Below are 25,278 nucleotides of genomic sequence, written 5' to 3'. Positions count from 1 at the left end.
ATCGTCGCGCGGAACCCCGACCGCGGCCGTGAGCGTCACGCACACGGGTTACGCGCCCAGGCGCCGCGGCCCGGCGTCGCGCGGGCCCGGGGGCGGCCCGAGCACCGCGCGCATGGAGGTCGGGTGCACCCCGCGCTCGGCGACCAGGATCGGGTCGAGCACGAGCGAGCGCAGCTCCGGCACGTGGTCGGCGAGCTGCCCGACGCGCAGCAGCAGGTCCTCGAGCGCCGCCAGGTCCATCGGGCGCGCCCCGCGGTAGCCGTCGAGCATCGGAGCGGCCCGGGGCGCTCGGACCAGGGTGTGCGCGTCCATCGTCGAGAGCGGGGTCGCGCGGTAGGCGCGGTCACCGAGCAGCTCGGTCACCACGCCCGCCAGGCCGAACGAGACCAGCGACCCGAACGACGGGTCGTCGCGCAGCTCCACGACCACCGGCATCCCCGGCGGCACCTGCACCTGGACGTCGACCTCCGGCGACCCGGAGAGCTCCACCAGCTGCTGGTAGGCGTAGGCCACGGACTCGTCGTCGGTCAGCCCGGTCCGCACCCCCGCGAGGTCGGTGCGGTGCCGCCACGTGCGCACCACCGTCTTCACGACGACCTCGCCGCCGACCGCGGACCCGCGCAACGCCCCGGCGGCCTCGACCGCCTCGTCGCGGGTGCGCGCCCGCCGGAACGGCGCGACGTGGACGCCGACGCGGCGGAGCAGCTCCGCCGCCTGGTCGTCGTCGAGCACCAGGGCGGTCTCCAGCTCCCCCAGCTCGTCCACGAACGCCCGTGCCGCGGCGAGGTCGCAGCCGGGCGGGACCACGAAGTCGCCGACCGGGCGCTCCAGCCACTGCGTGTACCGCACCACCCGCGCGAGCGAGAGCACCGCGCGCTCCGGCGACGGGTAGGACGGGACGCTGCCGCGGGCGGGCACCGCCGTCCCGCCGTGCTCGGAGGGCACGACGAGGTGCTCGGGCACCCCGGCCGAGGCCAGGAACGTCGTCGTGACCGGCTTGTCGGCGCTCGTCACGACCTCGGCCAGCGCGTCCGCGTGGGCGGCGCCGTCCGTGGCGACCGGCGGGGAGAACACGATCACCAGCGCGTCGCAGGCGTCGTCCTCCAGCGCGCGCAGGGCGGCGTCGGCGAGCTCGGCCGGATCGGCCATCGCGCCCACGTCCACCGGCGGGAACGCCAGGTGCATGCCGTGGGCCAGCGCCACGTCGGCGGCCAGCACGCCCAGGGCGCTGGAGTTGCCGACCACGCCGATCCGCGGCCCCTGCGGCAGCGGCTGGTTCGCCACCAGCAGCGCGACGTCGAACAGCTCGTCGACCGAGTTCACCCGGATCACCCCGGACTGGTCGAACACCGCGGCCACGGAGGCCTCCTCCAGCGGGGAGGTGCTCGCCGCGAGACCGGGGGTGGCGTGCCGGCCGGAGGCCACCGCGACCACCGGCTTGCGGCGGGCCAGCCGCCGGGCGACGCGGGCGAACTTCCGCGGGTTGCCGAAGCTCTCCAGGTAGAGCAGGACGACGTCCGTGGCGGGGTCGGTGTCCCAGTACTGCATGAGGTCGTTGCCGGAGAGGTCCGCGCGGTTCCCGGCCGAGACGAACGTGGAGAGCCCGAGCCGGCGCTGGGCCGCCGTCGCGAGGATCTGGATGCCGAGCGCCCCGGACTGGCAGAAGAACCCGACGCGGCCGGCGGGCGGCACCGTCGGGGCGAGCGAGGCGTTCAGCCGCGTCGCGGGGTCGAGGTTGACGACGCCGAGCGCGCTCGGCCCGACCACCCGCATCCCGCGGGCACGGGCGAGCGTCACCAGCTCGCGCTGCCGGGCGATGCCCTCCTCCCCCGCCTCGCCGAACCCCGACGTCACGACGACGAGGCCCTGGACCCCCTTGGCCAGGCAGCCGTCGACGACCCCCGCGACCTCCTCGGGCGGCACCGCGAGCACCGCGAGGTCCACCTCGTCGGGGATGTCCGGCACGGTCGGGTAGGCGCGGACGCCGCGCACCGACCGGGCCTCCGGGTTGACCGGGTAGACCGGCCCGGTGAAGCCGCCGAGCAGCAGGTTGCGCAGCACGACGTGGCCGAGCTTGGCCTCGTCGGTGGACGCCCCCACCACGGCCACCGACCGCGGGTGCAGCACGTTCGCGACGCTGCGGGCCTCGGCGGCCTGCTCGCGCGAGCGCCGCACCTCGGTGGAGCGGTCGGTCGCGGCCACGTCGAACTCGAGGTGCAGCGTCGAGCCGTCCAGCGAGCGGGTCACGTCGTAGCCCGCCTGCCGGAAGGTGTGCACCATCGCCCGGTTCTCGGAGAGCACCTCGGCGACGAACCGGCTGATGCCCACCTCCTCCGCCGCGGCGGCGAGGTGTTCGAGCAGGATCGAGCCGAGCCCGCGGCCCTGGTGGTCGTCGCGGACGACGAACGCGACCTCCGCGGACGGGTCCTCCGACCCCAGCCGCACGTAGCGGCCGATCGCGATGATCTCCGTGCCCAGCCACAGCACCAGGGCCACCGAGTCGTGGTGGTCGACCTCGACGAACCGCTTCAGGTCGCGCGCCGGGATCGTCGGGTAGGGGCTGAAGTAGCGGTAGTAGCGGGTCCGCTCGGAGAGCCGGGCGTGGAAGGCGACCACGTCGTCGGCGTCGTCGGGGGTGATCGGGCGCAGGTGGGCGGTGACGCCGTCGGCCGCGACGACGTCGGCCTCCCAGTGCCGCGGGTAGGGCGCGTCCGGCACGGCGGTCACCGGGGTGGTGGCCGCGTCGAGGTTCGAGACCTCGGTGGTCGACCAGGCCGGGGATGAGCTCATGGGTCAGTCCAGGACGTTCTGCGGTTCGAGGCCGTGCAGGGGGAACACCGCACGGCGGGTCTCCAGGACGAAGCGGTCCACGTCGACCTCGGTGTAGCCGCCCCACGGGGTCCAGTCCGTGGGGGCCTCCTCCGTCATCGTCGTCGGCACGGCGCGGTTCGTCAGCGTGGCGGCGTGTGACGTCCATTCCGCCGGGATCGTCCGGTCCGGGTCGACGTCGCGGTCGAGGACCGTGGCGAGCAGGTGGGTCCAGGACCGGGGGACGCCGCGGATCAGGTTGTAGCCACCGCCGCCGAGCGCGAGCCACTTCCCGCCCGCGTACTCGGCGGCCAGCTCGCGGCACGCCCGGTAGATCGCGCGGTGGCCGTCGACGGTCAGGCTCAGCTCGGCCAGCGGGTCCTCGTGGTGGGTGTCCGCGCCGCACTGGGTCACGAGGATCTGCGGCTCGAAGGCGCGCAGCAGGCCGGGCACGACGGCGTGGAAGGCCCGCAGCCAGGCCTGGTCGCGGGTGCCGGGCGGCAGCGGCAGGTTGATCGCGGTGCCCGCCGCGGCGCCGTCGCCCAGCTCGGAGGCGAACCCGGTGCCGGGCCACAGCGTGCGCGGGTGCTGGTGCACCGAGATCGTCATCACCCGCGGGTCGTCGAGGAACGCGGCCTGCACCCCGTCGCCGTGGTGCACGTCGGTGTCCAGGTAGGCGATGCGGGTGTAGCCGTGGTCGAGCAGCCAGCTGATGGCGATCGCGCAGTCGTTGTAGACGCAGAAGCCCCACGCGTGGTCGCGCATGGCGTGGTGCAGACCGCCGGAGAGGTTCACCGCGCGGTCGGCGCGGCCCTCGGCGATCTCCCGGGCGGCCGCGATCGACCCCCCCGCCACCAGCGCGGACGCGTCGTGCATGCCCTCGAAGATCGGGTTGTCGGTGGTGCCGAGCTGGTGGACGGGGTCGTCGCCGTGGCTCGGCGCCCGGCGCACCGCGTCGAGGTAGGACGCGACGTGGACCCGCTCCAGCTCCTCGTCGGGCGCCGGGGTGGGGATCAGCGGCTCGACGCCCTCGAGCACGCCCAGGCTGCGGGCCAGCCGCATCGTCAGGTCCAGCCGGACCGGGTGCAGCGGATGGTCGTTCGACAGCTTGTAGGCCAGCAGGGCCTCGTCCCAGACGACCGTGGCGCGCATGGGCGGCACGCTACCGGTGTCGAGCGAAGGGTCCCTTCGGTCGACCCGGGGGTTGGTCGACCAGGGGGTGGCCGTCAGCCGGTCTCCACCGGCCGCTTGCCGGCGACCCAGTTCGACCACGAGCCGACGTAGAGCCCGACCGGGTCGCCCGGCGGGCGCAGCCCCGCGATCTCGGCGGCGAGCACCAGCATCGCCGCGCTCACCCCGGAGCCGCAGTACGCCCCGGTCACGGTCCCGACGACGGGTTCGAGCAGCCCGGCCAGCTCGCTCGCCGGCCGCCACCGGCCGTCGTCGGCCAGCAGGCCCGCGACCGGCAGGTTCGTCGCGCCCGGGACGTGCCCCGCGACCGGGTCGATCGGCTCGGTCTCGCCCCGGAACCGCTCCGCCGCACGGGCGTCGAGCAGTGTGCCGTCGCGGGCCACGGCGGCGGCCGAGTCGGCGGTGAGCACCGGCATCCCGCCGCCGCTCACGTCCACGTCGCCCTGCGTGCGCACGCCGCCGGACACGGTCGAGGACTCCCCGCCCGCCGCGGTCCAGGCCCCGAACCCGCCGTCGAGGACGCGGACCCGCTCCGGGCCCAGGCCCGCCCACCGCAGCACCCACCACGCGCGGGCGGCGGCCATGCCGTCGCCGGCACCGACGCCGTCGTACACGACGACGGGGTCCGACCGTCCGATCCCGGCGCGGCGCAGCGTGGTCTGCAGGTCGTCCGGGTCGGGCAGCGGGTGCCGGCCCGCCGGCCCGGGGGGCCCGGCGAGCTCGGAGTCGACGTCGACGAACACCGCGCCCGGCACGTGCCCGGCGTCGAAGTCCGGTTCGCCGACCGGGTCCGGGCGGCGGCGCGCGCGCTTCGCCGGCGGCGGGGTGAGGCGCCAGCGGACGTCGAGGACGACCGGGCGGCCGCCGGTGCCCGCGGGCCCGTCGGCGAGCTCCGCGACGAGGTCGGCGGCGTTGACGAGCGGCCCCTGGGTGTTCGGCACCCGACCATCGTGCCTGCTCCGGGCGCGGTGGTGCTCCTCGGTACGATGGTGATCGGGACGAAGGAGGGTGGGGATGAACGACCTCATCGACACCACGGAGATGTACCTGCGGACCATCTACGAGCTCGAGGAGGAGGGGGTGGTGCCGCTGCGGGCGCGCATCGCCGAGCGCCTCGAGCAGAGCGGACCGACCGTGAGCCAGACGGTCGCGCGCATGGAGCGCGACGGGCTGGTGCACGTGGCCGGTGACCGTCACCTCGAACTGACGCCGGAGGGCCGCGGCAAGGCCGTGTCGGTGATGCGCAAGCACCGTCTCGCCGAGCTGCTCCTGGTGAACGTCATCGGGCTGGAGTGGGAGCACGTCCACACCGAGGCCTGCCGGTGGGAGCACGTGATGAGCGACGCCGTCGAGCGCAAGGTGTTCGCGCTGCTCGGCGAGCCCGCGGTCTCGCCCTACGGCAACCCGATCCCCGGGCTCGACGAGCTGCGCGGCAACGAGACCGAGCTGCCCACCCGCACGCCGACCCCCGACGAGGCCGGGCTGGTGCGGCTGGACGAGTTCGCGCGCGCCGGCGGCGGCAAGGTCGTCATCCGCCGCATCGCCGAGCACGTGCAGCTCAACGAGCCGCTCATGGCCGGGCTCAAGGCGGCCGGGCTGCTGCCCGGCAGCGACGTGGAGGTCGTGGCCATCCCCCGCTTCGGGGACGCGGTGAACATCGGCTCCGGCGGCCGCAGCTCCGAGGTCGACCCGCTCGTCGCCCACGCGGTGCTCGTCCGCGCGGTCTGAGGTGAAGCTGCTCGTCACCGGCGGGGCCGGCTACGTCGGCAGCGTGTGCACCGCGCACCTGCTCGACGCCGGCCACGACGTCACCGTCCTGGACGACCTCTCCACCGGCCACCGCGACGCGGTGCCCGCCGGGGCCGCGTTCGTGCAGGGCGACGTGGCCGTCGCGGCCGCCGACGTCCTGGCCGACGGCTACGACGGCGTGCTGCACTTCGCGGCCCGCTCCCTGGTCGGCGAGTCCGTGGTGGACCCGGCGAAGTACTGGCACGGCAACGTCGTCACCTCGATCGCCCTGCTCGACGCGGTGCGCGCGCACCGGGTCCCGCGGCTCGTGTTCTCCTCGACGGCCGCGACCTACGGCGAGCCCGAGACCTCGCCGATCACCGAGGACTCCCCCACCCGGCCCACGAACCCCTACGGCGCGACGAAGCTCGCGATCGACCACGCGATCACCTCCTACGCGGCCGCGTCGGGGCGGGAGCTGGGCGCGGTGTCGCTGCGCTACTTCAACGTCGCGGGCGCGCACGGGGCGTTCGGGGAGCGGCACACCACCGAGACCCACCTCATCCCGCTCGTGCTCCAGGTCGCGGCCGGCACCCGCGAGCAGGTCGCGATCTACGGCGACGACTGGCCCACCCCCGACGGCACCTGCGTGCGGGACTACATCCACGTCGACGACCTCGCCGACGCCCACCTGCGCGCCCTCGACGCCGCCCCGGCGGGTGAGCACCTCATCTGCAACCTCGGAAACGGCACCGGCTTCTCCGTGCTCGAGGTGATCGAGGCGTGCCGCCGGGTCACCGGTCACCCGATCCCCGCGGCCGTCGCCCCCCGCCGCGCCGGGGACCCCGCAGTGCTGGTCGCCTCCGCGGCGCGGGCCCACGAGCGGCTGGGCTGGACCCCGACCCGCGGCGACCTCGACGGGATCGTCGCCGACGCCTGGGCCTTCGCACGGTCCCGGGTCCCCGCATGAGTTCCCCGCTCGTCTGCTTCGACCTCGACGGCACACTGGTCGACTCCGGCCCCGGCATCCGCGCGTCGATCCGGCACGCGGCGGCGGCCGTCGGCGTCCCGGAGCCGGACGCCGAGCAGCTGCGCGCCCTCATCGGCCCGCCCTTCCCGCGGGCGTTCCGCGACGTCCTCGGCGTCGACGCCGCCACCGCGGACGCGATGATGACCGCCTACCGCGAGTGCTACGGCGGCGGCGCGATGTTCGACGTCGAGGTCTACCCCGGCGTCCCCGACCTGCTGGCCGAGCTCGTCGCCCGCGGGGACACCCTGGCCGTGACCACGAGCAAGCCCGCCGAGTACGCCGACGTGATCGTCGCCCACCTCGGGCTGGACAAGTACCTCGCCGGCGGGGTGTCCGGCGCCGGCGAGGGCGTCGAGGGGAAGGCGGCCGTCGTCGGGCTGGCCATCGCCGCCCACACCGGGCCCGTCGTCGGGCTCGTGGGCGACCGCAGCCACGACGTCGAGGGGGCCCGCGCCCACGGTCTGCCGTGCATCGGGGTCACGTGGGGCTTCGGCGGCCGGGCGGAGCTGACCGCGGCGGGCGCGGCCGCCGTCGTCACCGACCCGGCCGAGATCCCGGCCGCCCTGGACGAGCTCAGGCGCTGATCAGCCGACTCGTCTCCCGCACCGCCCGGACGACCATCTGTCGGGCCTGCTCGGGGGTCTGCCCGGCGGCGAGCATGGTCTCGAGCAGGTAGCTCAACCGGTGCCCGGGGTCGGCCCGGTGCGCCCGCTCGAGCGCGGTGGAGAGGGCGGCGCCGCCACCGTGCTGGAGCGTCGCGAAGGCCAGCAGCGTCGCCGCCTCGGCGACCTCCGGGGCGGGGACGCTGCGCACGAGGACGCGCCAGAGCTCCTCGGCGTGCCCCGGGTCGACGTCGTCGTCGCAGCCCACCGCGAACCCGAGGCACATGTCGCGCACGTGCGGGTCGCACAGCGCCGCGGCCAGGCGGGCAACCTCGGACTCGGTCAGTACGCCGCCCGCCCCCACCTCGGCGACGGCCCGCCGGACGGCCTCCAGGTCGCGCCGGGCCGCCGCCCGGCCGGTCAGCTCGCGGTCCAGCGTCGCGGCCTCGAGCGCCTCGTCGACGAGGGCCCGGCGCCGCGGCGAGTCCGCGGCGGGCTCGGCCGCGAGGGCGGCGGTCAGGTCGCCGCGGGAGCCGTACGTGACGCGCCCCAGGCCCGTCGACTCGGCCGCGGTCCGCGTGCCGGCCGGATCGGGGAGGGTGCCCGAGCAGGCGCAGCGCTCGTAGCAGCGGTGGGGCGCGCCGGCCGCGACGCGCTCCGCCCAGGTCGCCCCGTCCACGGGGACCCGGACCTCGGCGAAGGCGTCCGTCACCGCCTCCACCAGGCCGGCGTGCGGCGGGCGACCGTCCGGGCCGGGGTCCGCGGCGGACAGCACGACGACCACCACGGCATCGGGTCGCGTGGCGACGAGGTGGTCGCGGACGGCCCCGGCGAGGGCCCGGTCCTGCTCGGGAGGACCGAGGTCGACGCGCAGCGAGGCGCCGAGCCGTCGCTTGCGGGGCCGACCGTGCATCGCGAGGACGACCAGGGACTCCGAGGGCGTGAAGCCGAACAGCGGCGGGAGGGACGCGACGAGGTCGGCCGGGTCGGCGATCGGGACGACCACGGTCTCGGCGCTCTCGGCGCTCCCGGTGGTCCGTCGGCGGGCAGGGGTACGGGTACGTGTCTTCCGGGTGCTCACACCGGCCTGGACTCGCGCCGGTCCCGACCAGATCCGTGGTTCACCCGATCGGCCGCCGGACCGGACCGGCCACGGGCACCCTTCACCCGGCCGTCACGTCCCGGTGCTTGCCCCTGCCGGGGCCACCGGTCAGAGTCACCGCGTGGAGAGCCACGACTACGACCTGCTCGTCATCGGTTCCGGCCCCGGCGGACAGAAGGCCGCGATCGCGGCGGCGAAGCTCGGGAAGCGGGTCGCGATCGTCGAGCGGCGCGGGATGGTCGGCGGGGTCTGCACCCAGACCGGCACGATCCCGTCGAAGACGCTGCGCGAGGCGGTCCTCTACCTCACCGGCTACGCCATGCGCGGCCTCTACGGCGAGAGCTACCGCGTCAAGCAGGACATCACCGTCCAGGACCTGCTCGCCCGCACCCACTTCGTCATCGGGCGCGAGGTCGAGGTGATCCGCAACCAGCTGCAGCGCAACCGGGTCGACCTGCTCTCCGGCGAGGCGCGGTTCCTCGACGAGCACGCGGTGGAGGTCCTCGGCGAGCGCCGCGGGGAGCACCAGACGGTGACCGCCGCGAAGATCGTCGTCGCGACCGGGACGAAGCCCGCCCGCCCGGCGACGGTCGAGTTCGACGACCGCCGCGTGGTCGACTCCGACGGCATCCTCGCGATGGAGGCGATCCCGGCGAGCATGGTCGTGGTGGGCGCCGGCGTGATCGGGATCGAGTACGCCTCGATGTTCGCGGCGCTGGGCACGCGCGTCACCGTGGTGGAGCGCCGCCCGACGATGCTCGACTTCTGCGACACGGAGGTCGTCGAGTCGCTGAAGTTCCACCTGCGCGACCTCGCGGTGACGTTCCGCTTCGGCGAGGAGGTCTCCGGGGTCAGCGTGTCCGAGAAGGGCACCGTCACCACCCTGGCGAGCGGCAAGAAGATCGCGGCGGAGACGGTCATGTACTCGGCCGGACGGCAGGGTGTCACCGACGAGCTCGCCGTCGAGAAGGCCGGGCTCGAGGCGGACGCGCGGGGGCGCCTGGCGGTCGACGAGCACTACCGGACGTCGGTGCCGCACATCTACGCGGTGGGCGACGTCATCGGGTTCCCGGCCCTGGCGGCGACGTCGATGGAGCAGGGCCGGCTCGCGGCCTACCACGCGTTCGACGAGCCGGCGGGGCACGGCGACGCCACCCTCGCCCCCTACGGCATCTACACGATCCCGGAGGTGTCCTACTGCGGCGCCACCGAGGCGGAGCTGACCGAGTCCGCCGTGCCCTACGAGGTCGGCATCGCGCGGTACCGCGAGCTCGCCCGCGGCCAGATCGTCGGCGACGACTACGGGATGCTGAAGCTGCTGGTCTCCCCGGACACGCACGCCCTGCTCGGGGTGCACGTGTTCGGCACGTCGGCGACGGAGCTCGTGCACGTCGGGCAGGCGATCATGGGCTGCGGCGGCACCGTCGACTACCTCGTCGACGCGGTGCTCAACTACCCGACGCTCTCCGAGGCCTACAAGGTCGCCGCGCTCGACGCGACGAACAAGATCCGGGCGCTGCAGGCGTTCGCCTGAGCCGGTCCCGACGGCGGGTGCCCCGGCACCCGCCGTCGGGAATGCTCAGCCGCCGACGGGGAACCGCAGCAGCGCGCCGACGTTGTCGGTGAGCTCCGTCCCGGCCCCGAGGACCGCGACGGACCCGCCGAGCGCCCCGGTGGTGCGCAGGAGCACCTGCTCGGCCGGGCGCTGGACGACCTCGCCGTCGGTGAGCGACGCCGCGCGGTCCTTCTCCGTGGAGATGGCCTCCGGGGTCGAGCCGGTCCACAGCTCGCCGGGGACCGGCGCGGCGTCGACCAGCAGGAGCGTCTCCACCGCGCCCGCGCGGGCCGCCTCCAGCACGGCCTCGAGGCCCTCGGCGGCGTTGTTGTGCGCCTTGGCCTCGTGGAACCGCTCGCGGACCGAGGTCTCCTGGGCGGTCGCGGCACGACCGGCCTCGGTGAGCAGGGCGTCCTCGAGCGCGTCCTCGCTCGCCCCGGCCGCCCGGCTGCCCGCCTCGATCTCGCGGGTGATCTCCAGCAGGCCCTTGCCCATCTCGTGGCGGACGACCTCGCGGCCGCTGACCTCGCCGGCGAGCACGATGATCTCCGGGCGGAACGAGGACACGGCGGACTGGATGCCCTTCGCGACGTCGGCGCCGTTCTGGTAGCTCGCCTCGGCGTGGCGGCGCTGGCGCTGCTTGTGGGCGTTGCCGCCCTCGCGGGGCTTGTGCACCGACTCGACGGCCGAACCGCGGATCGTCTCCTCGTCGACCTCGCGGGCGCCTTCGACGTTGGACGCGACCACCTGGTAGACGTCGCCGCCGGTCTGGTCGACGACCGCGAGCACCACCCGGACGCTGCCCGACTGCGAGCGGAAGTAGGACCCCAGCTCCGGCAGCGGCGACCAGGTCGCGGTGTCGCCGGAGCGGTCGACACCCTCGACCGCCTCGTCGAGGAGCACCTCGCCACCGGCCGCGACGACCACCCGGCCGTAGGCGTCCAGGTCACCGCCCCGGGTGCTGGTGAAGACCTCCTCGAGGGCGGCGATCGTCTTGTCGTCGGCGCCCTGCTCGGTCAGCGAGTCCGCCAGCCCCCGCCAGCGGAGCTCGGTCTGCTTGGCGGCGTTCTCGCCCGGGTTCGTCGCCTCCAGGTACACCGTCGCGAACGGGCCCGGCCGCTCGAAGAGTTCCCGCGTGCGCGACAGGTCCATCTGGTCTTCCTCCTCCTGGCCGCCGGAGATGACCGGCGGCGCTGTACGTCTGCTGCTGCCGCATCCCGTACCCCGTGGCCGGGGGAGGACTAACCACCTACCACCCGCGCAGGTCCACCGGCCACGTCTCGAGCACCTCGTCGCCTCGGACCACGTGCATCCGCTCGTGGTAGGCGACCGTCGGATCCACGTGCGCGGGGACCACCCGGACCCGGTCCCCCACGCGCACCGGCCCGTCGGGGGCGAACGTCACGTGCTCGTCGGAGCAGAACCACACCTGCGCCTCGGGGATCGTCGGGTTCCCGTGGTCCATGCCCAGCGCCTTCAGCCCGACGTCGGCGACCGCGTAGGCCGGCATGTCCGGTCGGGTCGCGGAGACGTGCACGACGGTGCCCAGCACGTGCAGCGCCTGCGCGTACCCGACCCCGGCGGCGGTGTAGGCGGAGTCCATCAGCGCGTAGGAGCCGGCCTGCATCTCGGTGACCCAGGGGTTGCACGCGGAGGTCCCGGTGCCGCCGCCGGAGATCACGTCCCCGCCCACCTCGGCGTGCGCCATCCGGAGGCGCGTCATGGCCTCGTCGGTGAGCCGCGCCCGCTCGTCCGGGTCCGGCCACGCCTGCAGGTGGCCCTCGTAGCCCATGACCCCGCGCACCGCGAGCCCCGCGGCCCGGGCGGCGTCGGCGACCGCCCTCGCCTCCTCCGGGCGGCATCCGCACCGCGGCATCCCGACGTTGACGTCGACGAGCACCTCGCGCACCCCGCCCGCCGCGGCGGCCGCCACCGTCTCCGGCGAGTCCACCGCGACCGTGACCCGCGCGCCGTCGGCCACCAGCCGGCCCAGACGACGGGTGTCGAGGACCTCGTTGGCCAGCAGGAGGTCGCGACCCAGCCCGGCGGCGGCCATGCCCTCGACCTCGCGGAGCGTCGCGCAGGTGAAGCCGACCGCGCCGTGGGCCTCCTGGCGCGCCGCGAGGGCCGTCGTCTTGTGGGCCTTGACGTGCGGGCGCAGCGTCTCCCCCGGCCACCGCGCGGCCATCGCCGCGAGGTTCGACTCGAGCGCCGCGTCGTCGACGACGAGCGCAGGGGTCCGGAGGTCAGCCAGGTGCACCGAGGATCCTCTCGAGGTGGGGGTTGCCGAAGCGGCGTTCGGGGTCGAGCCGGTCGCGCAGGGCCACGAATCCGGCGAACCCCGGGTACGACGAGGCCAGCTCGGCCGCGGTGCGAGTGTGCAGCTTGCCCCAGTGCGGGCGCCCGTCGAGCGCGGTCATCACCTCCTCGACGGCGCCGAAGTACGCCTCGTGCGGGCGGCGGTGATGGACGTGGACGGCGACGTAGGCGCTGTCGCGGCCCGAGGCGGTCGAGAGCGGGACGTCGTCGGCCGCGGCCACCCGCACCTCCACCGGGAACGTCACGTCGGCCGCGTGCCGGGCGGCCGCCGCGCGCAGCCCGGCCACCGCCTCGCCCAGGGCCGCCCGCGGCACGGCGTACTCCATCTCCTTGAACCGGACCCGTCGCGGGCTGGTGAACACGCGGTAGGAGCGGTCCACGTACTCGGCGTTCGCCATCTGCCCGGCCATGATGCGGTTCAGCGTCGGGACGGCCCGCGGCGCCGCCGCCCCGAGCCGGCACACCAGCTCGAAGGCCCCGTTGCCGAGCAGCTCGTCGCCGACCCACGCCCCGATCCGGCTCCGCGCCGGTCGGGTGTCGGTGGTCCGGTCGTTCACCTTCGTCGCGGCGACGTCGGTGTGGGGGAACCAGTAGAACTCGACGTGGTCGTGCTGCCCGGCCAGCTCGTCGAAGCCCTCCAGCACCTCCTCCAGGGGCCGCGCCGACTCGTGGGCGTGGAGGTGGAAGGCCGGCACGCACTCGAGGGTCAGCGCGGTGAGGACGCCGAGCGCCCCGAGCCCGACCCGCGCGTGGTGGAAGATCTCCGGGTGCTCCGTCGGGCTCGTCGTGATCGTGGTGCCGTCCGCGAGCACCATCGCCATCGCCCGGATCCGCGCGGCGATGCCGGTGTGCCGGGCACCGGTGCCGTGCGTGCCGGTCGAGACCGCCCCCGCGACGGTCTGCGCGTCGATGTCGCCCAGGTTCGGCAGCGCGAGGCCCTGCTCCCACAGCGCGGCGTTCAGCCTGCGGATCGTCATGCCCGCCGGGACGGTGGCCAGCAGCTCGCGGACCTCCGGGACGCCCTGCGAGGGCACCGCGAGCGCCACCCCGTCCGGCGCGCCGATCGCGGTGAAGGAGTGACCCGACCCCGTGGCCGTCACGCGCAGCCCGTCCCGGGCGGCGGCCTTCACGGCCGCCACCACGTCCTCGGTGGTGCGCGCGACGACCCGGCGGGTCGGCTCGGTCCGCTGGTTCCCCGCCCAGTTGCGCCAGGTCACGGGGTCCATGCTGGCACCCGCGCGTGCGCGACGGTGGCGCCTGCGGTACGCACGGCTCGTGAGCGAGGTGCGCGCGGTCGACGTGGCCGAGGTCGAGTCGGCCGTCCGGACGCTCTGCGTCGAGGCCAACCACGAGCTGCGGGCCGACCACGTCGCCGCCCTGGAGCGGGGACGGGACGCCGAGGAGTCGCCGATCGGGCGCGAGGTGTTCGACCGGCTGCTGGAGAACGCGCGGGTGTCCGCCGCCGAGCAGATCGCCTTCTGCCAGGACACCGGGTACGCCGTCGTGTTCCTGACGATCGGCCAGGACGTGCACTTCACCGGCGGCTCGCTGGCGGAGGCGATCGACCGGGGTGTGGCCGCGGGGTACACCGACGGCTACCTGCGGGCCAGCCTCGTCCGCTCGCCCGTCGACCGGGTCAACACCGGCGACAACACCCCGGCGATGGTCCACTACGACCTGGTGCCGGGCTCCGGGATCGAGCTGACGCTGCTGGTCAAGGGCGCGGGCTGCGACAACATGAGTGCCCTCCGGATGCTGACCCCGGCGGCGGGGGTCGAGGGGATGAAGCGGTTCGTGGTCGAGACGATCGAGCAGGCGGGCCCGAGCGCGAGCCCGCCGGTGACGGTCGGGATCGGGATGGGCGGCACCTTCGACCGGGCGGCGGTGCTCGCGAAGCGGGCGCTCACCCGCGACCCCACCGGCTCGCCGTCGCCGGACCCGGCGCTGGCCTCGTTGGAGCAGGAGCTGGTGGAGGCCATCAACGCGACCGGCATCGGCCCGGCGGGCTTCGGCGGCACCGTCACCACGGTCGCCGTCCACGTCGAGGCCTACCCGACGCACATCGCCGCGTTCCCCGTCGCGATCAACCTGGACTGCCACTCCCACCGGGTCCGGGCGGTGACCCTGTGACGGACCTGCAGCTGCCGCTGACCGACGCCGCCGCGCTGCACTCCGGCGACCCGGTCACGTTGAGCGGCACCGTCTACACCGCTCGGGACGCCGCGCACGCCCGGTTCGTCGAGGCGATCGACGCCGGCGAGGACCTGCCGTTCGACGTCGACGGCGCCACGATCTACTTCGTCGGGCCGACCCCGGCGCGCCCCGGCCACGTCATCGGCAGCGCCGGCCCGACCACCGCGAGCCGCTGCGACGCCTACTCCCCCGCCCTCGTCGAGCGTGGTCTGGCCGCGATGATCGGCAAGGGGCGGCGCAACGCCGAGGTCAAGGCGTCGATGCTCGAGCACGGCTGCGTCTACTTCGGCGCGATCGAGGGCACGGCGGCGCTGCTGTCGCGGTGCATCACCTCGGCCGAGGTCGTGGCGTACTCCGACCTGGGCGCCGAGGCGGTCCGCCGCCTGACGATCGTCGACTTCCCCGCGCTCGTCGTGAACGACCTGCACGGTGGCGACCTCTACGACGACGGCCCGGCGCGCTACCGGCGATAGTGGACCCATGCGCTACGACGCGATCATCGCGGAGACGACCGGCATCCGCGGCCACGGTGACGAGCTCATCGAGGCCTACACCGCCCGACCCCTGGACCCGGGGCCGCACCCGGGCATGATCGTCATCCACCACATGCCCGGGTACGACCGGGAGTCCAAGGAGATCACCCGCCGCTTCGCGACGATGGGCTACGCGGCGATCTGCCCGAACCTCTACACCCGCGAGGCCCCGGACGCCGAGCCCGACGACGCCGCGGCCACGGCCCGCGCGCAGGGCGGCGTGCCCGACGAGCGCTTCGTCGGCGACGCCCGCGGCGCGGCGGCCTGGCTGCGCAGCCTCGCGAACGCGACCGGCGCGGTCGGGGCGATCGGCTTCTGCTCGGGCGGCCGGCAGGCCGTGCTCGCCGGCATCGACGTGGACCTGCAGGCGACCGTGGACTGCTACGGCGCGTTCGTCGTCGGGACCCCGCCGGAGGGCTTCCCGCTGCAGGTCTCCCCGCTCGCCGACCGGGTCCCCGAGCTGGGCGCCCCGCTGCTCGGCCTGTTCGGCAACGACGACTCCTACCCCTCGCCCGACCAGGTGGACGAGCTGGAGAAGATCCTGCAGGAGCACGGGAAGACCTACGAGTTCCACCGCTACGACGGCGCCGGGCACGCGTTCTTCTCGGTCGACCGGCCGTCCTACCGGCCCGAGGCCGCCGTCGACGGGTGGCGGAAGATCGCCGACTTCCTCGCCCGGCACCTCGTCACCGACGTCGTGGGGAGCAACTGATGTGCACCTACTCGACCGAGAAGGTCGCGCTCGAGCGGTCGTCGGGGAAGACCCGCGAGGGCTGGCAGGCGATGAGCGAGGCGACGGTCTACTACGACCACCCCGTGCACGCGCCGGACGCGCACACCGTGAACATCGACTTCCTTGGCGGGACGCCGGGCTCGCGGGTCGCCGTCGAGCTCTCGCTCGAGTCGGCGCGGGAGCTGCTCAAGGCGCTCGAGGTGACCGTCGAGCGGGCGCAGTTCCACTGATCGGCGTCTCCCGGCCGCGCAGCGAGCACCCGCGGGTCTCCGGCACGAAGCACAGCGCCACCATGCCGACCACGAACCCGGCCATCATGACGACGGCCGGGACCAGGTTCGACCCGGTGGCGTCGATGAGGCCCTCGCTGAGAGCCGGCGCGGTCCCGCCGAAGACCGCGGTGGAGACGTTGTAGGCGGTCGCGAACCCGACGTAGCGGACCTGCGTGGGGAACATCGCCGGGAACATCGACGAGATCGTGCCGAGCTGGAGCAGGTAGACCAGCCCGAGCACCGAGAAGCCGACCAGCGCCCCGACGAAGCCCTGGGCCATGAGCAGGTACATGGGGATCGCGAGCACGAACAGCCCGACCAGGGAGATCCACCAGAGCGGCTTGCGGCCGACCCGGTCGGACCACGCGCCGGCGAGCGGCAGGACGAGGATCATCGCGCCCTGCCCGATCGCGAGGAGCAGGTCGGTCTCGCCCGACCCCAACCCGATGGTCTCCTGCAGGTAGGTCGGGGTGTAGGTGATCAGCGTGTAGTTCGCGACGTTCAGGGCCACGACGAGCCCGGCGAGCGCCAGCAGCGGCCGGCGGTGGTCCCGGAGGAGCTCGCGGAGCCGCGAGCCCTCCGGGGCGCCCTGCTCCTCGAGGTCCCGGAACACCGGCGTGTCCTCGAGCCGGGCGCGCAGGTAGAGCCCGACGAGGCCCAGGGGCAGCCCCAGCAGGAACGGGACCCGCCAGCCCCAGGCCGCCATCGCGTCCGGACCGACGGCCAGCTCCGTCAGGGCCACCACCGCGATCGCCAGGGTGAAGCCGGACAGCGTGCCGACCTCGAGGAAGCTGCCGAGGAACCCGCGGCGCCGGTCCGGGGCGTACTCGGCCATGAAGGTCGCGGCTCCGCCGTACTCGCCGCCCGTGGCGAAGCCCTGCACCATCCGCAGCACGATCAGCAGCAGAGGCGCCGCAACCCCGATGCTCGCGACCGTGGGCAGCACGCCGACCCCGAACGTCGCGACGCTCATCAGCAGGATCGTCCCGGCCAGCACGGACCGGCGCCCGATCCGGTCGCCGAGGGCGCCCCAGAACACCCCTCCGAGCGGACGCAGCACGAAGCTCACGGCGAAGACCAGCATCGTCGCGAGCGTCGAGTACTCGCCGGGGAAGAACGCGTCGCCGATCTCGACGGCCACGTACGCGTAGACGCCGTAGTCGAACCACTCGGTGGCGTTGCCGACCGCGCTGGCGGCGATCGCCCGGCGGACGAGGGCCGGGTCGGCCTCCTCGGTGCTCACGCCCGGGGGTGGCCGATCGGGCCGTCGGCCAACAGGCTGTTGCACGACGAGCATTCGCGATATATCGTTTAGCCATCGCCGACAGTCGGCGTACATCGACGGAAGGATCGAACGACATGTTCGACATCAACGAGCGCCCGGAGTGGGCGCACAAGCGGGGACATCACGGTCCCCATCAGCACGGCGAGCCCGGCGGCCCCCGCCGCGACTTCGCCCGTCGACGGGGCGGTGGCCCCTTCGGCATGGACTTCGGGCCGCCCTTCGGCCCCGGGGGTCCCGGCGGTGGCCGTGGACGCGGCGGACGTGGTCCCGGTGGCCCCTTCGCCGGTCCGTGGGGCCCGGACGACGAGCGTCGTCGCCACCACGGCCGGGGGCGGCGTTCGCGCGGTGACGTGCGGCTGGCCATCCTCGCCCTGCTCCGCGAGGAGTCGCGGCACGGCTACCAGATCATCCAGGAGATCGCCGAGCGCTCGGGCGGCTCGTGGAAGCCCAGCCCCGGGTCGGTCTACCCGACCGTCGCGCAGCTGGCCGACGAGGGCCTGGTGAGCACCGAGAAGTCGGAGGGTCGCACGGTCGTGCACCTCACCGACGCCGGGCGCACCTACACCGAGGAGCACGCCGCCGAGCTGGACGCGGTGTGGTCGCAGGTCGAGGCCGGTGCCCAGGACGGGTTCGGCGACCTGCGGACCGCGGGTCGCGGGCTCGCCGGGGCGGTCGCGCAGATCGCCCAGGTCGGGTCACCGGAGCAGGTGACCGAGGCGACGAAGGTCCTCGACGAGGCCCGCCGTCGGCTCTACCTGCTGCTCGCGGAGGTGGACGACTCCCCGGAGGACGAGCCCACCGACGAGACCTCGTGATCGCAACACGCCCGTCACACCGCGCTCCTAGCCTCGACCGTCGCCGATGACGACGAGGAGGAGCACGTGCTCGGGCTGTTCGCGGGAGGGAGCGCCCCACCGTCCCCCGGTCCGGTCGCACGCCGGGTCGCCGGGGAGCGGTGGGCGCTCCAGTACCGCGTGGTCCACGGCTACCGGCGGGCGTTCCGCCGGGCCGGCTCCGGCCCGGTCCTCCTGCTGATCCACGGGATCGGTGACGACTCCTCGACCTGGGGCCCGCTGCTCGACGACCTCGCGCGCGACCACACCGTGATCGCCCCCGACCTCCTCGGCCACGGCGGCTCCGACAAGCCCCGCGGCGACTACTCGATCGGCGCCTACGCCAACGGGATGCGCGACCTGCTCGCCGTCCTCGACGTGGACAGCGCCACACTGGTCGGCCACTCGCTCGGCGGGGGCGTCGCGATGCAGTTCGCCTACCAGTACCCCGAGCGCACCGAACGGCTCGTGCTCGTCGGCGCGGGCGGGGTGGCGCAGTCGGTCACCCCGGCGCTGCGGGCCGCGTCGCTCCCGTTCGCCGACCTGCTGCTGCCGGTCCTGGGCTGGCCGGGCGTGCGGTTCCCGACCGAGCTCGCCCTGCGCGTCCTGCAGCAGCTCGACACCGGACTCGGCCGCGACGCCGAGGACCTCGTCCGGCTCGTCGACGCCCTCCCCGACGCCACCAGCCGCTCGGCCTTCCTGCGCACGCTGCGCGCGGTCGTCGACTGGCGCGGACAGGTCGTGACGATGCTCGACCGGTGCTACCTGACCGTCGGGATGCCGACCCTGCTCGTGTGGGGCGCCGACGACGTGGTGGTCCCGGTCGAGCACGGCCGCACCGCCCACGAGGCCATGCCCGGCAGTCGGCTCGAGGTGTTCGAGCGCGCCGGGCACTTCCCGTTCCACTCCGACCCGCAGCGCTTCCTCGCCGTCGTGCGGGAGTTCCTCGCGAGTACGGAGCCGGCGCACTGGAGCGGCGCCGAGTGGCGCGAGCTCCTGCGCTCGGGCGCTCGTCCGGGCGGCGGGTCGGCGCCGGCCCGGTCTACGGCCACCGCCCCTGAGCGGACGTGATCCGCACTCCTCCTACGCTGCGCGCTCATGACGACCCCATCGGTACGCGAGGTCCTGAGGCAGGTCCGCGATCAGTTCGGCCCGCGCTTCGTGCCCGCGCGGGTCGAGGCCGAGGACGAGGCGCGGCGACTCCTCGACGCACGCGCCGGACGCATGACCCACGACGAGTTCATCGAGCTCGGGGGCGTCTTCAATCGGCACGAGTCCCAGGGGGTCGTGCGGCGGGACCGCTTCTCGCCCGCGTTCACCGGCTACTCGATCCTGCGGGTCACCGAGCGGATGGAGGAGCTCAACGAGGCCATGCGCGTGCTCTGGGGTCCGTCCGAGGAGGACGCGCTCGAGCTCGTCTCCCGGGTGCTGCGGGTCCGCTCAGAGCTGCCCGGTGCCGGATCGTCCCTGCTCACCATGATGATGTATCTCCGCGACCCGGACCGCTTCGGCATCCAGATCGATGCGACGATGCACGGCTTGCGTGTCGCCACCGGCGTCACGCAGCAGTACCGCGCCTTCAGCGGCGAGGGCTACGCCCGGTTCTGCGACGACCTCCTCGCATGGCGCCGGGAGTGGAACGTCGCCCCGCAGGAACACGACGCGGTCCTCACGGCCCTGCTGCGCGCCGCCCGCGAGGATCCGCCCGTGGTCGTCGATCCTCCAGGACCGGACAAGGGACAGCGGAGCCCGTCGGTCACGACGAGCGCGGACGTCGCCCGCTCCTGCCACCTCCCGGTCGAGACCGTGGACGGCTGGGTCTCCGCCCTGACCGACGGCCGGCTGCGGCAGGCCTTCTTCCACGGGCCGCCGGGAACGGGCAAGACCTGGGTCGCCCGCCACCTCGCGACCCACCTCGCAACGTCCCCCGACCACGTCCGCGTCGTCCAGTTCCACCCCGCCTTCTCCTACGAGGACTTCGTCGAGGGTCTCCGTCCCGAGGTCGACGCCCGCTCCGGCGGCCTGGACTACGTCGTACGACCCGGCTTGTTCCGAACCCTGTGCGCCGAGGCTGAGGCGGCTCCGGACGACCGCTTCGTGCTGGTCGTCGACGAGATGAACCGTGCCGACCTCGCGGCGGTGTTCGGCGAGCTCCTCATGCTGCTCGAGTACCGCGGCCACTCGGCGCACCTGCCCTACTCGCACGAGAAGTTCTCCGTGCCGGAGAACGTCGTCCTGCTCGGCACCATGAACACCGCGGACCGCAGCCTCGCGCTCGTCGACTTCGCCCTCCGTCGCCGGTTCCACGCGTTCGCACTCCGTCCCGACCGCGAGGTCCTGACGCGGTGGCTGGCCGCTCACGGCGATCCGTCGCAGCTACCACTGCGCGTGTTCGATCTGATCGACGCGCGGGTCGGCGGGGATCCCTCGGCGCCCGGCCACTCCTACTGGATGGACAGCGACGACGCCGCGACGCTGGAGCGCACGTGGGCCTTCCAGGTGCAGCCCTACCTCGCCGAGCTCTGGTTCGACCGGCCCGACCGTCTCGAGGATCTCGACCGGGAGGTCCGCGTCCTGCTCGGCGAGGGCAGCTGAGGTGCTTCGACTGCGGGAGTACGCCGCCCAGGAGGTGGACCTGGTCGACCAGGACCTCCGGGCGGTCGTCGCGCTGACGCACGGCGACGACGAGACCCGGGTTATCCGGTCGGTGACCCCGACGGGGACGGGGACCCACCGGATCGTCCCCGGCCCGTTCGTCGGCCGGCTACGCCTCCCGAGTGGGCTCGTGGTCGACATCCGCAGCCGGTTCGACCTCGCCGACCTGGCGGCGCTGCTTGCCACCTACGTCGGCGCCCCCAGTCTCCTGCGCGACGATCGCGTGCCCGCCGGCACGGACGACGGGCTCGTCGACCTCATCGCGACGGCGTTCGCCGACGGCCTGGAGCGTCTCGTCGGCCGCGGACTACCTAAGGGCTACGTCGAACGCACGTTCACCCGGCCGCCCTTCGCCGGCCGGCCCGACGTCGCGACCCACCTCCGTCGCCATGCCGGGCGTGCGGACCGCCTCGTCACGCGCGCTCAGCGCATCACCCGGGACATCGCGGTCAACCAGGTCCTCGCCCGAGCCCTCGACCTCGTCCGACGCGCTCCACTCCGACACCCGCGGACGCGAGCCCGCCTGGCCGCGCTCGCGCCCGCCCTCTCCGCCGTGGGCCGTCCCCCGGACATCGATCGCACGATCAGAACAGCGCGACCCCGCCTGCCGATGCAGACGCGAGAGGTGTTCGACCTCGCGATCCTGATCATCCGAGGGACGAGTCTCCTACCCGAGGGCGTCGACCGGGAGGGGGCGGCTGTCCTGTTCCCGATGACAAAGGTGTGGGAGTCGTTCGTCGAGAAGCACGTCGTCGCCGGGGCGCCGGCAGGACACCGGCTCGCCCGCCAGGTCCCCGTGCAGATCACCGATCCACCGGACCGCGTGACCGGCTACGCCGACGTCGTCGAGTACGACGGGGACGGCCGCCCGGTCGTGGTCTACGACGCCAAGTACAAGCATCACGGTCGCCCCTCGACCGGCGACCTGTTCCAGGTCTTCACCTACTGCAGTCGGCTGCGGTGCGAGCGCGCTGTCCTGATCATGCCGGGACGGGGTGAGCGCGCCGAGGTGACGATGGGCGAGGTGACGATCGAGAGCCGTGGCCTTCCCGTGCTCGCCGACCCGAGGGAAGAACTGATCGCCGAGGGGAAGCTCATCCCGGCGTCTGCCCCGTCCGACAGGCTCGGACCGCCAGCGCCGGTGACGGCGGAGCCGGGTGTACCTACGAACGCTGCGCTGCTGGATGCCGTGCGCGAGGAACGCCTGTAGTGGACTCGTAGCACCATCAGACGTCGGAGGTGAGCTGGCTCGCCCGCTGGAAGGAGACGCCGAGCAACTTGCCGATGTCCCTGAGGGACAGCCCGGCCCGCTTCAGCTCGGCCGCGGCCGCTCGCGCCTCGGCCGCTGCGGCACGCCGAGCCTCGGCTTCCTGAGTCCGGAGGGTCTCGACGCGCTCGAGGTGTTCCTGCGCAGTGCCCGGCAACTGTATGTCGACCTCGAGATCCACGGCGTCCGGCTCGAGACCCTTCAGCGTGACGATGAGGTCACGAGCCATGGTCTCGATCTCGGACACGGTGCGGGCCTGGGTGTAATGCCCGAGCTCCGGGATGTGAACCAGCCAGTAGCGGTCGTTGTCGCGCGTGGCGCGTGCCGTGTAGGTCGTCATGCCCGCCACCAGCCCTTCCCGAGCTTCGCTTCGCACTGCTTGTAGATCTCCCGCGTGAGTCCCTCGCCGATCTCCGAGTGGCGCGGGATGGGAACGACGACTCCGTCGAGGTCGTAGACCGTGTGGTTGGCTCCCTGCCGCAGAAGGGTCCAGGACACGCGCTGACGCTTGGCCTCCTGCCGGATGCGCTTCTCCAGCGCCCTGGCCTTGGTCACGAGCGTAATTCTACCCAACCCTAGAAGCAACGTTCTAGTGCGCGCTAGAAGCCGCGCGCAGTCCGGCGAAGGCGCCCGCGGGTAGGCAGACTGATCACGTGACCTCCTCCGCTGACGCCCCCGAGACCGACGACCCGTACCTCTGGCTCGAGGACGTCACCGGGGACGAGGCCCTGTCGTGGGTTCGCGAGCGGAACGCCGAGAGCCTGGGCCGGCTCACCGACACCGGGCGGTTCGGCGAGCTGCGCGACGGGCTGCGGGCCGTCCTGGACTCCGAGGACCGCATCCCCTACACCCGCCGTCGGGGCGAGCTGCTCTACAACTTCTGGCAGGACGGCGAGCACCCGCGCGGCCTCTGGCGGCGGACCACGCTCGACGACTACCGCTCCGGCCACCCGAACTGGGAGCTCCTGCTCGACGTCGACGCGCTCGCCCGCGACGAGGACGAGAACTGGGTCTGGGCGGGCGCCTCCGCACGGTGGCCGGACTACACCCGTGCGCTCGTCCAGCTCTCGCGCGGCGGGGCGGACGCGACGGTCGTGCGCGAGTTCGACCTCGACGCCAAGCGGTTCCTGACGGCGGAGGAGGGCGGCTTCGCACTGCCCGAGGCCAAGAGCCGGATCTCGTGGGTCGACGACGACGCCGTGTTCGTGGGCACCGACCTCGGCCCCGGCTCGATGACGACGTCGGGGTACCCGCGCGTGATGCGCCGCTGGTCCCGGGGAACGCCGGTGGCCGAGGCGCCCGTCGTCTTCGAGGCGCAGGAGTCCGACGTCGCCGCCTTCGCCGGCAAGGACCGCACGCGCGGGTTCGAGCGCGAGATGGTGGGGCGCAGCCCGGACTTCCACACGGTCGAGGAGTTCGTGCTCCGGCCCGACGGGACGCAGGTGAGGATCGACGCGCCGGCCGACGCGGACACCGACCTCGACCGGGCGTGGCTCCTCGTCCGCACCCGCTCGCCCTGGACCGTCGAGGGCACCGAGTACGCGGCGGGCACGCTCCTGGCCTTCGACGCCGAGGGGTTCCTCGGCGGTTCCCGCGAGCACACGGTGCTGTTCGCGCCGACGGCGTCGCGGTCGTTGTCGGGGTGGTCGTGGACGAAGAGCTACCTGATCCTCACCGTGCTCGAGGACGTGGCGACCCGGCTGGAGGTGCTCACCCCGCCCTCGGGACCGGAGCAGTGGGCACCCGGGAGCTGGACCCGGCGCGAGCTGCCGACCGGCGAGGCGTTCGCCGAGGTCGCCGTCGTCGGGACCGACCCGGACGAGTCCGACGAGGTCTTCCTCGACACCGACGGGTTCACCCGGCCGTCGACGTTCGCGCGGACGGTGCTGGGCGCCTCGGCGGACGAGGACGCGCCCCTCGAGACCCTGCGGTCCGCGCCCGCCTCGTGGGACGCCACGGGGGTCTCCGTGCAGCAGTTCTTCGCGACGTCCGACGACGGCACCAAGGTGCCGTACTTCGTCGTCGGGAAGGAGTCCGCGGAGTCCGGCCCGGTGCTCATGACCGGCTACGGCGGGTTCGAGATCTCGCTGACGCCGTCGTACTCCGGCGTGATGGGTCTCGGGTGGATCTCGCAGGGCGGGACCTACGTCGTCGCGAACATCCGGGGCGGCGGTGAGTACGGCCCGGAGTGGCACACGTCGGCGCTGCGGGAGCACCGGCACCGCGCGTACGAGGACTTCGCGGCGGTCGCCCGCGACCTGGTCGAGCGGGGGATCACGACCCCGCAGCAGCTCGCGATCCACGGCGGGTCCAACGGCGGGCTGCTCATGGGCGTCATGATCACGCGGTACCCGGAGCTGTTCGGGGCGGTCGTGGTGATGGTGCCACTGCTGGACATGCGGCGGTTCCACCTGCTGCTCGCGGGCGCCTCGTGGCAGGCGGAGTACGGCGAGCCGGACGTGCCCGAGGACTGGGCGTTCATCTCGCGGTACTCGCCCTACCAGCACCTGTCCCGCGACGCCTCGTACCCGTCGATCCTGGTGACGACCTCGACCCGGGACGACCGCGTCCACCCCGGCCACGCGCGCAAGTTCGTCGCGCGGCTCCGGGAGTACGGGCATCCGGTGGAGTACTACGAGAACGTCGAGGGCGGCCACGGCGGGGCGGCGGACAACGCGCAGCGGGCGTTCCAGTGGGCGCTGGTGCTGGAGTTCTGCCGGCGGGTGGTCGGGGGCGGCTGACGTGCAAGCAATGCGTCACTGCTTGCACCCAGCGCCAGGTTCTCCACACCGTCGATCCGCGTGGGCGACGGATATGAAGAACCGGGCCCGGGCTTGTCATGCTCTCTGCCAGGAGGTGGGTGCCATGTTCAGCACATCGGGACCCAGGCGCAGCGACGACCACGTCCCGACCGAGGAACTCATCCGCCGGCAGGGAGTGAAGCCGGTGGCTTCGGCCGACGAATTGGCCCCGGAGGACGCCTTCACCTCCGATGAGGAGTACGAGAAGTTCCTGCGCGATCTCTACGCGTCGCGCCGCCGTTCGTGAGCATCGTCGTCCTCGACACGGATGCCGTATCGGCCTGCTCCAGAGACAGGCACCGGACGCCCTGACCGCGGTGTGAGTCGTACCTGCGGCGATTGTGACGTCCAGTGTCGGCATGGCCGCAGTG

Annotated in this window: 23 protein-coding genes and 1 pseudogene; 14 read left to right on the top strand and 10 right to left on the bottom strand. The window is 73.7% G+C overall.

The window, feature by feature from the left end:
• Positions 1 to 48: 48 nt before the first annotated feature.
• From WCD74_RS09665 to WCD74_RS09655, 3 genes are all read right to left on the bottom strand, one after another.
• Positions 49 to 2,790, bottom strand: a complete 2,742-nt coding sequence (locus tag WCD74_RS09665; RefSeq protein WP_337694629.1) for a bifunctional acetate--CoA ligase family protein/GNAT family N-acetyltransferase — start codon at positions 2,788 to 2,790, stop codon at positions 49 to 51.
• Between the two features lie 3 nt (positions 2,791 to 2,793).
• On the bottom strand, positions 2,794 to 3,960 hold the full coding sequence (locus WCD74_RS09660) for an acetoin utilization protein AcuC (protein ID WP_337694628.1): 1,167 nt from the start codon (positions 3,958 to 3,960) through the stop codon (positions 2,794 to 2,796).
• Positions 3,961 to 4,034: 74 nt separating this feature from the next.
• On the bottom strand, positions 4,035 to 4,940 hold the full coding sequence (locus WCD74_RS09655; protein WP_337694627.1) for a sulfurtransferase: 906 nt from the start codon (positions 4,938 to 4,940) through the stop codon (positions 4,035 to 4,037).
• Positions 4,941 to 5,013: 73 nt separating this feature from the next.
• Between WCD74_RS09655 and WCD74_RS09650 the strand changes: the two genes are divergently transcribed.
• From WCD74_RS09650 to WCD74_RS09640, 3 genes are read left to right on the top strand one after another with little or no spacing between them, the layout of a single operon-like run.
• On the top strand, positions 5,014 to 5,727 hold the full coding sequence (locus tag WCD74_RS09650; RefSeq protein WP_337694626.1) for an iron-dependent transcriptional repressor DtxR: 714 nt from the start codon (positions 5,014 to 5,016) through the stop codon (positions 5,725 to 5,727).
• A gap of 1 nt (position 5,728) precedes the next feature.
• Positions 5,729 to 6,697: a UDP-glucose 4-epimerase GalE gene (gene galE / locus WCD74_RS09645; protein WP_337694625.1), complete on the top strand. Its 969-nt coding sequence runs from the start codon at positions 5,729 to 5,731 to the stop codon at positions 6,695 to 6,697.
• The gene (locus tag WCD74_RS09640) at positions 6,694 to 7,341 is read left to right on the top strand and encodes an HAD hydrolase-like protein (RefSeq protein WP_337694624.1); all 648 of its coding nucleotides are present in this window, start codon (positions 6,694 to 6,696) and stop codon (positions 7,339 to 7,341) included. The genes galE and WCD74_RS09640 overlap by 4 nt, the downstream gene beginning before the upstream one ends.
• Here WCD74_RS09640 and WCD74_RS09635 read toward each other — a convergent pair.
• Positions 7,331 to 8,365, bottom strand: a complete 1,035-nt coding sequence (locus WCD74_RS09635) for a DUF4192 domain-containing protein (protein ID WP_337694623.1) — start codon at positions 8,363 to 8,365, stop codon at positions 7,331 to 7,333. The genes WCD74_RS09640 and WCD74_RS09635 overlap by 11 nt on opposite strands.
• 217 nt (positions 8,366 to 8,582) lie before the next feature.
• Here WCD74_RS09635 and sthA point away from each other — a divergent pair, with 217 nt between their 5' ends.
• Positions 8,583 to 9,995, top strand: coding sequence for a Si-specific NAD(P)(+) transhydrogenase (sthA, locus tag WCD74_RS09630; RefSeq protein WP_337694622.1), 1,413 nt, complete (start codon positions 8,583 to 8,585; stop codon positions 9,993 to 9,995).
• 45 nt (positions 9,996 to 10,040) lie between these two features.
• On the opposite strand, the gene WCD74_RS09625 is transcribed toward sthA, so the two are convergent.
• From WCD74_RS09625 to WCD74_RS09615, 3 genes are all read right to left on the bottom strand, one after another.
• Positions 10,041 to 11,168: a baeRF2 domain-containing protein gene (locus WCD74_RS09625; RefSeq protein WP_337694621.1), complete on the bottom strand. Its 1,128-nt coding sequence runs from the start codon at positions 11,166 to 11,168 to the stop codon at positions 10,041 to 10,043.
• A 97-nt stretch (positions 11,169 to 11,265) separates the two neighbouring features.
• Positions 11,266 to 12,276, bottom strand: coding sequence for an alanine racemase (locus WCD74_RS09620; protein WP_337694620.1), 1,011 nt, complete (start codon positions 12,274 to 12,276; stop codon positions 11,266 to 11,268).
• Complete coding sequence (locus WCD74_RS09615; protein WP_337694619.1) at positions 12,263 to 13,561, bottom strand: D-arabinono-1,4-lactone oxidase; 1,299 nt, start codon at positions 13,559 to 13,561, stop codon at positions 12,263 to 12,265. Before WCD74_RS09615 ends, WCD74_RS09620 begins: the two co-directional genes overlap by 14 nt.
• Before the next feature lie 49 nt (positions 13,562 to 13,610).
• Between WCD74_RS09615 and WCD74_RS09610 the strand changes: the two genes are divergently transcribed.
• Genes WCD74_RS09610 through WCD74_RS09595 form a run of 4 tightly spaced genes read left to right on the top strand, consistent with a single transcriptional unit; the run spans position 13,611 to position 16,024 of the window.
• A complete protein-coding gene (locus tag WCD74_RS09610; protein WP_337694618.1) occupies positions 13,611 to 14,465 on the top strand; it encodes a fumarate hydratase in 855 nt (284 codons plus the stop codon).
• Positions 14,462 to 15,001, top strand: a complete 540-nt coding sequence (locus WCD74_RS09605; protein ID WP_337694617.1) for a fumarate hydratase C-terminal domain-containing protein — start codon at positions 14,462 to 14,464, stop codon at positions 14,999 to 15,001. Before WCD74_RS09610 ends, WCD74_RS09605 begins: the two co-directional genes overlap by 4 nt.
• A 7-nt stretch (positions 15,002 to 15,008) precedes the next feature.
• Positions 15,009 to 15,773, top strand: a complete 765-nt coding sequence (locus tag WCD74_RS09600; protein ID WP_337694616.1) for a dienelactone hydrolase family protein — start codon at positions 15,009 to 15,011, stop codon at positions 15,771 to 15,773.
• Entirely contained in the window at positions 15,773 to 16,024 is a 252-nt protein-coding gene (locus tag WCD74_RS09595) for a DUF6295 family protein (protein WP_337694615.1), read from the top strand. Before WCD74_RS09600 ends, WCD74_RS09595 begins: the two co-directional genes overlap by 1 nt.
• On the opposite strand, the gene WCD74_RS09590 is transcribed toward WCD74_RS09595, so the two are convergent.
• On the bottom strand, positions 15,981 to 17,309 hold the full coding sequence (locus WCD74_RS09590; RefSeq protein WP_337694614.1) for an MFS transporter: 1,329 nt from the start codon (positions 17,307 to 17,309) through the stop codon (positions 15,981 to 15,983). The two genes, WCD74_RS09595 and WCD74_RS09590, sit on opposite strands and share 44 nt — an antisense overlap.
• A gap of 116 nt (positions 17,310 to 17,425) precedes the next feature.
• Between WCD74_RS09590 and WCD74_RS09585 the strand changes: the two genes are divergently transcribed.
• From WCD74_RS09585 to WCD74_RS09570, 4 genes are all read left to right on the top strand, one after another.
• Complete coding sequence (locus tag WCD74_RS09585) at positions 17,426 to 18,166, top strand: PadR family transcriptional regulator (RefSeq protein ID WP_337694613.1); 741 nt, start codon at positions 17,426 to 17,428, stop codon at positions 18,164 to 18,166.
• Between the two features lie 66 nt (positions 18,167 to 18,232).
• Positions 18,233 to 19,255, top strand: coding sequence for an alpha/beta fold hydrolase (locus WCD74_RS09580; RefSeq protein WP_337694612.1), 1,023 nt, complete (start codon positions 18,233 to 18,235; stop codon positions 19,253 to 19,255).
• A gap of 27 nt (positions 19,256 to 19,282) precedes the next feature.
• Positions 19,283 to 20,779, top strand: coding sequence for an AAA family ATPase (locus WCD74_RS09575; protein WP_337694611.1), 1,497 nt, complete (start codon positions 19,283 to 19,285; stop codon positions 20,777 to 20,779).
• 1 nt (position 20,780) lies between these two features.
• Entirely contained in the window at positions 20,781 to 22,049 is a 1,269-nt protein-coding gene (locus WCD74_RS09570; RefSeq protein WP_337694610.1) for a 5-methylcytosine restriction system specificity protein McrC, read from the top strand.
• Between the two features lie 16 nt (positions 22,050 to 22,065).
• On the opposite strand, the gene WCD74_RS09565 is transcribed toward WCD74_RS09570, so the two are convergent.
• Both WCD74_RS09565 and WCD74_RS09560 read right to left on the bottom strand, forming a co-directional pair.
• On the bottom strand, positions 22,066 to 22,446 hold the full coding sequence (locus WCD74_RS09565; RefSeq protein WP_337694609.1) for a type II toxin-antitoxin system HicB family antitoxin: 381 nt from the start codon (positions 22,444 to 22,446) through the stop codon (positions 22,066 to 22,068).
• Positions 22,443 to 22,661 (bottom strand): type II toxin-antitoxin system HicA family toxin, encoded by a 219-nt coding sequence (locus WCD74_RS09560; RefSeq protein WP_337694608.1) that lies wholly within the window; start codon positions 22,659 to 22,661, stop codon positions 22,443 to 22,445. The genes WCD74_RS09565 and WCD74_RS09560 overlap by 4 nt, the downstream gene beginning before the upstream one ends.
• A gap of 92 nt (positions 22,662 to 22,753) precedes the next feature.
• On the opposite strand from WCD74_RS09560, the pseudogene WCD74_RS09555 reads away from it, so the two are divergent.
• Together WCD74_RS09555 and WCD74_RS09550 are read left to right on the top strand one after the other, a co-directional pair.
• Positions 22,754 to 24,847 (top strand): annotated as a pseudogene (locus WCD74_RS09555) (prolyl oligopeptidase family serine peptidase); the annotation flags it as partial.
• A gap of 124 nt (positions 24,848 to 24,971) precedes the next feature.
• On the top strand, positions 24,972 to 25,154 hold the full coding sequence (locus WCD74_RS09550) for a hypothetical protein (RefSeq protein ID WP_337694607.1): 183 nt from the start codon (positions 24,972 to 24,974) through the stop codon (positions 25,152 to 25,154).
• Positions 25,155 to 25,278 lie beyond the last annotated feature (124 nt).

It is taken from the genome of Actinomycetospora aurantiaca, assembly GCF_037401875.1.
GTDB classification, from domain to species: domain Bacteria; phylum Actinomycetota; class Actinomycetes; order Mycobacteriales; family Pseudonocardiaceae; genus Actinomycetospora; species Actinomycetospora aurantiaca.
Note: the sequence above shows the minus strand (reverse complement) of the source record. Positions and strands in the feature narration are given on the sequence as shown.

Coding starts and splice junctions, on each gene's coding strand:
- WCD74_RS09665 (WP_337694629.1), bottom strand. CDS start 2,790: ATGAGCTCATCCCCGGCCTGGTCGACCACCGAGGTCTCGAACCTCGAC.
- WCD74_RS09660 (WP_337694628.1), bottom strand. CDS start 3,960: ATGCGCGCCACGGTCGTCTGGGACGAGGCCCTGCTGGCCTACAAGCTG.
- WCD74_RS09650 (WP_337694626.1), top strand. CDS start 5,014: ATGAACGACCTCATCGACACCACGGAGATGTACCTGCGGACCATCTAC.
- WCD74_RS09640 (WP_337694624.1), top strand. CDS start 6,694: ATGAGTTCCCCGCTCGTCTGCTTCGACCTCGACGGCACACTGGTCGAC.
- WCD74_RS09625 (WP_337694621.1), bottom strand. CDS start 11,168: ATGGACCTGTCGCGCACGCGGGAACTCTTCGAGCGGCCGGGCCCGTTC.
- WCD74_RS09615 (WP_337694619.1), bottom strand. CDS start 13,561: ATGGACCCCGTGACCTGGCGCAACTGGGCGGGGAACCAGCGGACCGAG.
- WCD74_RS09600 (WP_337694616.1), top strand. CDS start 15,009: ATGCGCTACGACGCGATCATCGCGGAGACGACCGGCATCCGCGGCCAC.
- WCD74_RS09595 (WP_337694615.1), top strand. CDS start 15,773: ATGTGCACCTACTCGACCGAGAAGGTCGCGCTCGAGCGGTCGTCGGGG.
- WCD74_RS09585 (WP_337694613.1), top strand. CDS start 17,426: ATGTTCGACATCAACGAGCGCCCGGAGTGGGCGCACAAGCGGGGACAT.
- WCD74_RS09575 (WP_337694611.1), top strand. CDS start 19,283: ATGACGACCCCATCGGTACGCGAGGTCCTGAGGCAGGTCCGCGATCAG.
- WCD74_RS09565 (WP_337694609.1), bottom strand. CDS start 22,446: ATGACGACCTACACGGCACGCGCCACGCGCGACAACGACCGCTACTGG.
- WCD74_RS09550 (WP_337694607.1), top strand. CDS start 24,972: ATGTTCAGCACATCGGGACCCAGGCGCAGCGACGACCACGTCCCGACC.